The 9,905-nt window shown below is 63.9% G+C and carries 9 protein-coding genes and 1 tRNA gene; 8 read left to right on the top strand and 2 right to left on the bottom strand.

The window, feature by feature from the left end; all coding sequences use genetic code 11:
* Window positions 1-186 (top strand): hypothetical protein (locus VMJ11_RS03850; protein ID WP_325617064.1); only part of this gene is annotated, 186 nt, incomplete at its 5' end.
* 183 nt (window positions 187-369) lie between these two features.
* Window positions 370-1,176: a GTP cyclohydrolase FolE2 gene (folE2, locus tag VMJ11_RS03845; protein WP_325617062.1), complete on the top strand. Its 807-nt coding sequence runs from the start codon at window positions 370-372 to the stop codon at window positions 1,174-1,176.
* A 67-nt stretch (window positions 1,177-1,243) separates the two neighbouring features.
* Here the strand turns inward: folE2 and tsaD are convergent, their stop codons facing one another.
* Window positions 1,244-2,272, bottom strand: coding sequence for a tRNA (adenosine(37)-N6)-threonylcarbamoyltransferase complex transferase subunit TsaD (gene tsaD / locus VMJ11_RS03840; RefSeq protein ID WP_325617068.1), 1,029 nt, complete (start codon window positions 2,270-2,272; stop codon window positions 1,244-1,246).
* Window positions 2,273-2,441: 169 nt separating this feature from the next.
* Here tsaD and VMJ11_RS03835 point away from each other — a divergent pair, with 169 nt between their 5' ends.
* The 4 genes from VMJ11_RS03835 (at window position 2,442) to dnaG (ending at window position 6,646) form a co-directional block, all read left to right on the top strand.
* Window positions 2,442-3,668, top strand: coding sequence for an NAD(P)/FAD-dependent oxidoreductase (locus VMJ11_RS03835; protein WP_325617060.1), 1,227 nt, complete (start codon window positions 2,442-2,444; stop codon window positions 3,666-3,668).
* Between the two features lie 70 nt (window positions 3,669-3,738).
* Complete coding sequence (gene rpsU, locus VMJ11_RS03830; RefSeq protein WP_237575346.1) at window positions 3,739-3,951, top strand: 30S ribosomal protein S21; 213 nt, start codon at window positions 3,739-3,741, stop codon at window positions 3,949-3,951.
* A 265-nt stretch (window positions 3,952-4,216) separates the two neighbouring features.
* Window positions 4,217-4,663 carry a GatB/YqeY domain-containing protein gene (locus tag VMJ11_RS03825; RefSeq protein ID WP_325617056.1) on the top strand — a complete coding sequence of 149 codons (447 nt, stop codon included), beginning with the start codon at window positions 4,217-4,219 and terminating at the stop codon, window positions 4,661-4,663.
* A 102-nt stretch (window positions 4,664-4,765) separates the two neighbouring features.
* The gene (dnaG, locus tag VMJ11_RS03820; RefSeq protein WP_325617066.1) at window positions 4,766-6,646 is read left to right on the top strand and encodes a DNA primase; all 1,881 of its coding nucleotides are present in this window, start codon (window positions 4,766-4,768) and stop codon (window positions 6,644-6,646) included.
* Between the two features lie 42 nt (window positions 6,647-6,688).
* On the opposite strand, the gene VMJ11_RS03815 is transcribed toward dnaG, so the two are convergent.
* Window positions 6,689-6,916, bottom strand: coding sequence for a hypothetical protein (locus VMJ11_RS03815; RefSeq protein ID WP_325617070.1), 228 nt, complete (start codon window positions 6,914-6,916; stop codon window positions 6,689-6,691).
* Between VMJ11_RS03815 and rpoD the strand changes: the two genes are divergently transcribed.
* Both rpoD and VMJ11_RS03805 read left to right on the top strand, forming a co-directional pair.
* Window positions 6,810-9,212 carry an RNA polymerase sigma factor RpoD gene (gene rpoD, locus VMJ11_RS03810; RefSeq protein ID WP_325617054.1) on the top strand — a complete coding sequence of 801 codons (2,403 nt, stop codon included), beginning with the start codon at window positions 6,810-6,812 and terminating at the stop codon, window positions 9,210-9,212. The two genes, VMJ11_RS03815 and rpoD, sit on opposite strands and share 107 nt — an antisense overlap.
* Before the next feature lie 156 nt (window positions 9,213-9,368).
* Window positions 9,369-9,456, top strand: a tRNA-Ile gene (locus VMJ11_RS03805).
* The last annotated feature ends 449 nt before the right edge of the window (window positions 9,457-9,905 follow it).

Raw genomic sequence — 9,905 nt, 5'->3', positions numbered from 1 at the left:
GAAAGTGGGGTTATCAAGCCCGTACTACAATTGGGCCTCCCCGATCGCTTCATCGATCACGGTGACCCGGCGAAGCTGCTGGCGAGTGTTGGCCTCGACGCTGCAGGCATCGCGAAGTCCATTCGCGAGCGCTTCCTCGATCGTGCGGCGAACGCGTCCGGCAAGACGGTGATGCGCGTCGCTTAAGGTGGATTAGCGTTTCGCGGCGCGGCTGGCCCGGGCCTCGTGCCCACAGGCGAGCCGCGGTAGCCCACTTCACATTTGAACCGGCGGGACGGGTCCAGTACCCGGCTTGCCGCCTGCCAGCGCCGGCTCATGCCGGCGTTTGCCATTTGCGCGCCGCGTTCGGCGCGGCTTGAGGATAAGAACATGAATCAGATGAACCCGGCCTTCGTGATGCCGGACGTCCAGAGTTCCGTCGATACCCGTCAGATCGCGATCCAGCGCGTGGGCGTGAAGGCCGTGCGTCATCCGCTCACGGTGAAGACGGGTGCGGGCGTCCAGCCGAGCGTCGGCATGTGGAATCTCGACGTTCATCTGCCGGCGGACCAGAAGGGCACGCACATGTCGCGCTTCGTCGCGCTGCTCGAAGAGAACAAGGCGCCGCTCGAGCCCGCGACGTTTCGCGCGATGCTGGCCTCGATGCTCGCGAAGCTCGAATCGCAGGCGGGCCGCATCGAAGTGACGTTCCCGTACTTCGTGAAGAAGGTCGCGCCCGTCTCGGGTGTGGAAAGTCTGCTGGACTACGAAGTGACGCTCGCGGGCGTCGTGCGCAACGGGGAGACGCGCCTCTTCCTCAAGGTGCTCGTGCCGGTCACGAGCCTGTGCCCGTGCTCGAAGAAGATCTCGCAGTATGGCGCGCACAACCAGCGCTCGCACGTGACGATGGACGTCGAGTTCGACGGCGATCTGCCTGTGGAAGACCTCATTCGCATTGCCGAGGAAGAGGCGTCGTGCGAACTGTGGGGGCTGCTCAAGCGTCCGGACGAGAAGTTCGTGACCGAGCGCGCGTACGAGAATCCGAAGTTCGTCGAAGATCTCGTGCGCGACGTGGCCGTGCGCCTGAACGCCGACGCGCGCGTGATCGCCTACACGCTCGAAGCCGAGAACTTCGAATCGATCCACAATCACAGCGCCTATGCCGTCATCGAGCACGACAAGCGCGCGGCGGGTTGATTCAGGCACGCCGCCTCGCAGTAAAAAAGCCGCCCGAGGGCGGCTTTATCTTTGGCGCGTTGCGGCGTTACTGCTGCGCGAGCGACGTCAGATCCCAGCGTGGCTTCACCGTGAACGCGTAATCGCGCGTGGCCTGCTCGGGCCAGCGCGCGAGGCGCAGCGCGCCGGCGAGCGCGATCATCGCGCCGTTGTCGGTGCACAGCGAGAGGTCCGGGTAATGCACCTCGAAGCCACGCTTTTGCGCGGCGGCGGAGAGGGTTTCGCGCAACTGCTTGTTTGCGCCCACGCCGCCCGCCACCACGAGGCGCTTCATCTTCGTGCGCTTGAGCGCCGCGATCGACTTCGCGGCCAGCACGTCGACGGCCGCGTCGACGAAGCCGCGCGCGATATCGGCCTTGCCCTGTTCGCAGATGTTCGGGCCGAGCTTTTTCACGTGCGTGAGCACCGCTGTCTTCAGCCCGCTGAAGCTGAAGTCGAGATCACCCGAATGTAGCATCGGGCGCGGCAGTTCGATCGCGCCGTGCGTGCCGAACTCCGCGAGCCGCGACACTTCGGGGCCACCGGGGTAGCCGAGGCCGAGCAGCTTGGCGGTTTTGTCGAAGGCCTCGCCGGCGGCATCGTCGAGTGTTTCGCCCAGGGTTTCGTAGACGCCCACGTCGCTCACGCGCATCAACTGCGTGTGGCCGCCCGAAACCAGCAGCGCGACGAACGGAAACGGCGGCGGCGCATCGACCAGGAGCGGCGAAAGCAGATGCCCTTCGAGGTGGTGAATCCCGACCGTCGGCCGGTTCCACGCCATGGCGAGCGCATTGGCGATGCTCGCGCCCACGAGCAGCGCGCCCGCGAGGCCGGGGCCTTGCGTGAAGGCGATGGCGTCGATGTCGCTGCGCGCCGCGCCGCTCTTCGCGAGCACTTCCTCGAGCAGCGGCAGCGCGCGGCGGATATGGTCGCGCGAAGCCAGTTCGGGCACGACGCCGCCGTACTCGCGGTGCATGGCGATCTGCGAGTGCAGCGCGTGCGCGAGCAGGCCGCGCTCGCTGTCGTAGAGCGCGAGGCCGGTTTCGTCGCAGGAGCTTTCGATGCCGAGAACGAGCATGGTGTGGCGGGCCACGGTCGCTTGCCAGCCAAAGACAGGCAAAAACCGCCGCTAAATCAAGAATTAAAGGGAACTTGAAAGTATAGCAGCGCGCGTCGAAACGGGCCGACGGCAGCCAGGTGCGCCTTGCGTGGGCAAGCGCCGCTGCGGCGCAGGTAGAATGCGCGCCATGGAATCTTTCGACATCGCCGTGATCGGCGCAGGGGCGGCCGGCATGATGTGCGCGGCGGTGGCCGGTCAGCAGGGGCGCAGCGTGGTGCTGATCGATCACGCGCCACGGCTCGCGGAAAAAATCCGCATCTCGGGCGGCGGGCGCTGCAATTTCACGAATCTGCACGCGAGCCCGGCCAACTATCTCTCGAACAACCCGCATTTCTGCCGCTCGGCGCTCGCGCGTTACACACCGCGCGACTTCCTCGCGTTGCTGCGCCAGCATCGCGTGACCTGGCACGAAAAGCACAAGGGCCAGCTTTTCTGCGACCAGTCGAGCGAGGCGATCATCGAAGTGCTGCGCGCCGAATGTGACGCCGGCCGTGTGGCGTGGCGCCGGCCGCTGCAGGTCGAAGCCGTGAGCCACACCGACGGAGCGGGCTTCGCCCTTGGTACGCCGCAAGGCCAGATTCGTGCAAAAGCGCTCGTGATCGCGACGGGCGGCCTGTCGATCCCGAAGATCGGCGCGACCGACTTCGCGTATCGCATCGCAAAGCAGTTCGGACACAAGCTCATCGATATGCGCCCGGCGCTCGTGCCGCTCACGTTCGCGCAGGACGAGTGGGCGCCCTATGTGCCGCTTGCGGGCGTGTCGCTCGAAGTGCACGTGGCGACGGGCGAGCGCAAGACGGGCGGCGCGTTCGACGAAGACCTGCTGTTCACGCACCGCGGCCTTTCCGGCCCCGGTGTGCTGCAGATTTCCAGCTTCTGGCAGCCTGGCCAGCCGATCCGCGTGAACCTGCTGCCCGAGCGCGACCCGGTGGCGGCGCTGATCGAGGCGAAGGGCGCGACGAAGCGCCAGATCGGCAACCTGCTCGCGGAATGGGTGCCGGCGCGGCTCGCGCACGTTTGGCTCGAGACGCACGAGGTGAAGGCCGATGCGCGCCTCGCCGATCTGCCCGACAAAACGCTGCGCAAGATCGGCGAAGGGCTCGCGCAGTGGACCCTGACGCCCACGGGCACCGAAGGCTACAAGAAGGCCGAAGTCACGCGCGGCGGGGTGGACACGCGCGAGCTTTCCTCCGCGACGATGATGAGCCAGCGCGTGCCGGGCCTCTATTTCGTGGGTGAAGCAGTGGACGTGACGGGCTGGCTCGGCGGCTATAACTTCCAGTGGGCATGGGCCTCGGGCGTCGCGGCTGGAGAGGCCGCCGCAGGCTTTGCGGCCGCGGCCCGCGAGGCCTGACGATCATCTGTCTTCGTGCAAATCGCTCTGCTATACTCGGCTCTCTTTACCCCCGATCCGTTATTGGAAAATGACGACCATCCGCGTAAAAGAAAACGAACCCTTTGAAGTCGCCATGCGCCGCTTCAAGCGCACGATCGAGAAGAATGGTCTTCTGACCGAGCTTCGCGCGCGTGAGTTCTACGAAAAGCCCACGGCGGAACGCAAGCGCAAGAAGGCAGCGGCGGTGAAGCGCCACTTCAAGCGCCTGCGCGGCCAGATGCTGCCGAAGAAGCTGTACTGATTCTGGCGTCGCCGCCGCGTGTTCGTGCACATCGCGGCGACGTGGGCAGCCGGCTCCGTGTGGTATCGCGGCCGCCGCTGCCCTCTGGTGTGGTCGCAACCATGTCGAATTTGCGCCGACCCGCCTGGAAGCGTTTCCAGGCGGGTTTTTGCATTCCTGTGATGCTCGGCGAGTTGGACGCGAGTTGGACGGTTGGTCACGCCGCCCCGGACGCCCCAGGTCGTCCTTTGCAATTCCCGCAACCCCAACGCATTTCAGGTGAGTGATGAGTCTCAAAGACCAGATCAACGACGACATGAAAGCCGCGATGCGCGCGCGCGAAAGCGAGCGCCTCGCCACGATTCGTCTGCTGCTCGCCGCAATCAAGCAACGTGAAGTCGACGACCGCGTGACGCTCGACGACGCCGGCATCACGGCCGTCATCGACAAGATGATCAAGCAGCGCAAAGATTCGATCAGCCAGTTCGAGGCCGCGGGCCGCACCGACCTGGTCGAGAAGGAAGCCGCCGAGCTGACCGTCCTTGCCGCCTACATGCCCGCGCAGCTCTCGGAAGCCGAGATCGCCGCCGAAGTGCAGACCGCTGTCGCCCAGGTGGGCGCGGCCGGCCCACAGGACATGGGCAAGGTGATGGGCGTGCTCAAGCCCAAGCTCGCAGGCCGCGCCGACATGACGGCCGTCTCCGGGCTCGTCAAGGCCGCGCTCGCGAAGTAAGGGCGACCGGCTCGCGCGCGGCGCCGGCCCGGCCTCCGGGCAGCGCTGCCAGGCCCAGACATGGGCCGCGCGAGCCCCGGCTGCCAGAGCGCGCTCGTCTCGATGATTCCGCATTCGTTCCTGCAGGACCTCCTGAACCGCGTCGATATCGTCGACGTGGTGGGTCGCTACGTGCAGCTCAAGAAGGGCGGCGCGAACTTCATGGGCCTGTGCCCGTTCCACAACGAGAAGAGCCCTTCCTTCACCGTTAGCCCAACGAAGCAGTTCTATCACTGCTTCGGGTGCGGCGCGCATGGCACCGCCATCGGCTTCCTCATGGAGCATGCGGGGCTGACTTTCCCCGAGGCCGTCAACGAGCTCGCGCAGTCGGTCGGACTGACCGTGCCGCAAGAGCCTTCGTCCATGCGCGGCGGTGGTGGCGGTACGGGAGCCGGTGGCGGCTTTGCGCCGGCTGTCTCGAAGGCCGTCACCACGGCGCTTTCCGACGTGATGCAGACTGCCTGCGACTACTACCGCAAGCAACTGCGCAGCGCGACCAACGCCATCCAGTACCTCAAGAAGCGCGGCCTCACGGGCGAGATCGCGGCGCGCTTCGGCCTGGGCTATGCGCCCGACGGATGGCAGAACCTCGAAACCGCGTTTACCAACTACCGTGACGACGCGCTGGTCGAAGCGGGCCTCGTCATCGTCAGCGAAAAGCAGGACGCGCAGGGCCAGGCGCGGCGCTACGACCGCTTCCGGGACCGCGTCATGTTCCCGATCCGCAACGTGAAGGGTCAGGTGATCGGTTTTGGCGGGCGCGTGCTCGACGGCGGCGAGCCCAAGTATTTGAATTCGCCGGAAACGCCGCTATTTAACAAGGGCAGCGAACTGTACGGGTTGTTCGAGGCGCGCCTCGCGATCCGGGAACAGCGCTATGTTCTGGTGGTCGAGGGGTATATGGACGTTGTCGCGCTCGCGCAGCTGGGTTTCCAGAATGCCGTGGCGACGCTCGGCACCGCGTGCACGCCGATCCACGTGCAGAAGCTCATGCGTCAGACCGACACCGTGATCTTCAGCTTCGACGGCGACGCGGCGGGCCGCCGCGCGGCGCGGCGCGCGCTCGACGCGTGCCTGCCGCACGCGGCCGACAACCGCACGATCCGCTTCCTGTTCCTGCCGCCGGAGCACGACCCGGACAGCTACGTGCGCGAATTCGGCACCGAGGCATTCTCGGAGCAGGTCGAGCGGGCCATGCCGCTGTCCCAGTTCATGCTTAACGAGGTGCTGGCGGACAAGGAGCTGGACCAGCCGGAAGGGCGCGCCCGCGCGCTGTTCGACGCGAAGCCGCTGCTGCAGGCGCTGCCGGCGAACGCGCTGCGCGCGCAGATCATGCACATGTTCGCGGACCGCCTCGACGTGCCGTTCGAGGAGGTGGCCGCGCTTTGCGAAGTCGACGCGCGCATTGCTCAGGCCGCGCGCCGGGCGCCTGCGCGCAAGGACCGGCACCTCGTGACCGGTATCGAGCGCAAGGCGCTGCGCAACCTCGTGATGCATCCGCGCATCGTGGTGCAGCTCGGCGAGGAAGCCGAACAGGCGCTGATCGGACTCACGCGCCACGGCGAGTTATTCGAGGAAGTGACCACTCACGCCCGCGCGCTGGGTGAATCGGCGGAGTTTCAGTTGCTTTCGGACCTGCTGAGAAATGGGGCCAATGCTGCTACCTTCGAGGAGATTTTTCGCGAAATTCTGGACTATGATGAAAACGTTCGGGATTTGCTGATGAAAAATCCGGAAGATGGCTCCGCGGTGGAGGAGCGGCGCGAGCAGGAGCGGCTCGTGAGCGAAGAGTTGACAGCGGCGATCCTGAAGATGCGGTACGACGCCTGCTGCGAGCGCCTGGACGCGCTTTCGCGGCAGTCGCGGCATACGCCCGAGGAACTCGCCGAACTGATGTCACTGAATCAGACACGGGCTGACATGAAGCGTCAGCTCGGTTTGTAGGGGAAGGGCCGTACGGAGCGATTGTTGCTCTGCGTGCTAAAATTACAGGTTTTCAGCGGGTTTTTTGTTGTTTTTTGTTGTTTTTCCGGGCGGGCGCGATGGGTTGGAACCTGGGTTGGGGTAGCCCGGGAGCGTCCAGTTATCCAGCAAGGGCGGAATGGCAATGGCAAAGACTACAGGCGGAAAAAAGGCGACAGGCAAGGGCTCGACGGAGCCGACCAGCAAGGTCACAGAGGCCAGAGTTGCCACTTCCGCCCGGACGTCGGGCACTGAGTCCACCAACCGTTCTGAAACGGCTACCCGGAAGAAGTCGATGGCTGCTTCGGCTGCGCGAGCGGTGCCTGTACGTGCGGCGAAAGCCGCGACCCAACCGGCAACGAAGCGGTCTGGTTCGAGAAGTGCAAGGGAAGTGCCTGCCGTCGCGGACGATGCGGCAGAGCGCGAGGCTCAAGTATCCACGGTTCAAGAGGCTGTTGTCCAGCAGCCGCGAGTCGAGACTATAGCCGGTACGGCGAACTCCATGACGAAAAAGCTGAATGAAGTACCCGTCGATGACGACGCAAACCAGAGCGAAGAAAGCACGCCCGCCGCGGGCAAGGGTGAAAAGACGCGTGCACGCGACCGGCGAGCGAAGGAAAAGGCGCTACTGAAGGACGCGTTCGCGTCGTCGCAGCCCGGCACCGTCGAGGAACTCGAGGAGCGCCGCACGAAACTGCGTGCGCTCATCAAGCTCGGCAAGGAGCGCGGCTTCCTCACGTATGCGGAAATCAACGATCACCTCCCGGACAACTTCACCGAGACCGAGGCGATCGAAGGCATTATCAGCACGTTCAACGACATGGGCGTGGCCGTCTACGAGCAGGCCCCCGATGCCGAGACGCTGCTGCTCAACGACAATGCGCCCAACGCTTCTTCGGACGACGAAGTGGAAGAGGAGGCGGAAGTCGCGCTCTCGACCGTCGACTCCGAATTCGGCCGCACGACCGACCCGGTGCGTATGTATATGCGCGAGATGGGCACGGTCGAACTGCTCACGCGCGAAGGCGAAATCGAGATCGCCAAGCGCATCGAAGACGGCCTGAAGCACATGGTCATGGCGATCTCCGCTTGCCCGACCACCATCGCCGACATCCTCGCCATGGCTGAGCGCGTGGCGAACGACGAGATCCGCGTGGACGAGCTAGTCGATGGCCTGATCGATCCGAACGCCGAAGACACCGACGGCTTCAACGCAAAGGACGCGGAAGAGATCGAGAACGAGGCCGAAGAGGACGAAGCGGAAGAGGAAGAAGAAGAGGAGGAGGAAGAGGACGACGGCGCGGCGCAGGCGACGGCCAATGCGGCGCAGCTCGAAGCCCTCAAGCGCGCCTCGCTCGAGAAGTTCGCCCTCATCAGCGAATGGTTCGACAAGATGCGCCGCGCGTTCGAGAAGGAAGGCTACAAGTCGAAGTCCTACCTCAAGGCGCAGGAAACGATCCAGAACGAGCTGATGTCGATCCGCTTCACGGCGCGCACCGTCGAACGTCTGTGCGATACGCTGCGCGCGCAGGTGGACGAAGTGCGCCAGGTCGAGCGCCAGATCCTGCACACGGTCGTGGACAAGTGCGGCATGCCGCGCTCGGAGTTCATCGCGCGCTTCCCGGGCAATGAAACCGACCTCGAGTGGGCCGAGAAGATCGTCGGCGAGAGCCACGCTTACAGCGGTATTCTCTCGCGTAACATTCCGGCGATCCGCGAGCAGCAGCAGCGCCTGCTCGATCTGCAGGCGCGCGTGGTGCTGCCGCTCAAGGACCTGAAGGAAACCAACCGCCAGATGGCGGCCGGCGAACTGAAGGCGCGCCAGGCAAAACGCGAGATGACCGAGGCTAACCTGCGTCTCGTGATCTCGATTGCGAAGAAGTACACGAACCGTGGCCTGCAGTTCCTCGACCTGATCCAGGAAGGCAACATCGGCCTGATGAAGGCGGTGGACAAGTTCGAATATCGCCGCGGCTACAAGTTCTCGACCTATGCGACGTGGTGGATCCGCCAGGCCATCACGCGCTCGATCGCGGACCAGGCGCGTACGATCCGCATTCCGGTTCACATGATCGAGACGATCAACAAGATGAACCGCATCTCGCGGCAGATCCTGCAGGAAACCGGTCTCGAGCCGGATCCGGCCACGCTCGCCGAGAAGATGGAGATGCCGGAGGACAAGATCCGCAAGATCATGAAGATCGCGAAGGAACCGATCTCCATGGAAACGCCGATCGGCGACGACGACGACTCGCATCTGGGCGACTTCATCGAGGACAACAACACGGTCGCGCCCGCGGACGCCGCGCTGCACGCATCAATGCGCGACGTCGTGAAGGACGTGCTCGACTCGCTCACGCCGCGCGAGGCGAAGGTGCTGCGCATGCGCTTCGGCATCGAGATGAGCACCGATCACACGCTCGAAGAAGTGGGCAAGCAATTCGACGTGACGCGCGAGCGGATTCGCCAGATCGAAGCGAAGGCGCTGCGCAAGCTGCGCCACCCAAGCCGTTCGGACAAACTGAAGTCGTTCCTCGAAGGGAATTGATCTCCGTTCGTCTTTAATGCATGGAAGTCGCGTGCAAGATGACCAGGCCGGCCTGCTTTCGTGTAGTATGTCGGCCTGTCATCGAAAAGCCCGGCCTTTGGATAGACCGGGCTTTTTTGTTGATGCGCTTCGTTGTTGCTCGACGTTGCAGCTCGTGGGCCGGACGCCGTGTTGGTTGCAGGCAGCGGACTCATAATCCGCCGGAGAAATCCCGTCGTCGGTTCGAACCCGACCCGGCCCACCATTCGTTATTCCATAGAACTCCAGCGTATTCTGTGCCGTTAAGCATAAAGTGGCCACCTGGACACGTTATGCTTCATTTTCCGATGGGACGCATTTTGCTTTATCGGGAATCGGTGATAGCGTGGAAAGTTTTGTTCGTGTTGTTCAGACGCGAATGGACGCAAAAAAGCCGGCCCATGGCCGGCTTTTTCGTTGTCGAGAGTCCTGAGTCGCCTAGCCCACGCTTTGCCTGCTCAAATAGCCGGAATCCGCATCAATGCTGGGTTTCGGCGATTTTTTGGGGCTATCATGTAGCCATGTAAATTAGTATTTTTATATTGCAATTCTCGGATTTTGTGCTTGAATTAGTGTTCATGTATATCGAACACGTCCCCAACCGCAACTCGCCGCCCGCCATCCTGCTGCGTGAGTCTTACCGCGACGGCAACAAGGTGAAGAAGCGCACCCTGG

It is taken from the genome of Paraburkholderia sp. (assembly GCF_035501035.1).
Classification (GTDB): domain Bacteria; phylum Pseudomonadota; class Gammaproteobacteria; order Burkholderiales; family Burkholderiaceae; genus Paraburkholderia.
This window is presented reverse-complemented; position numbering and strand designations above follow the sequence as displayed.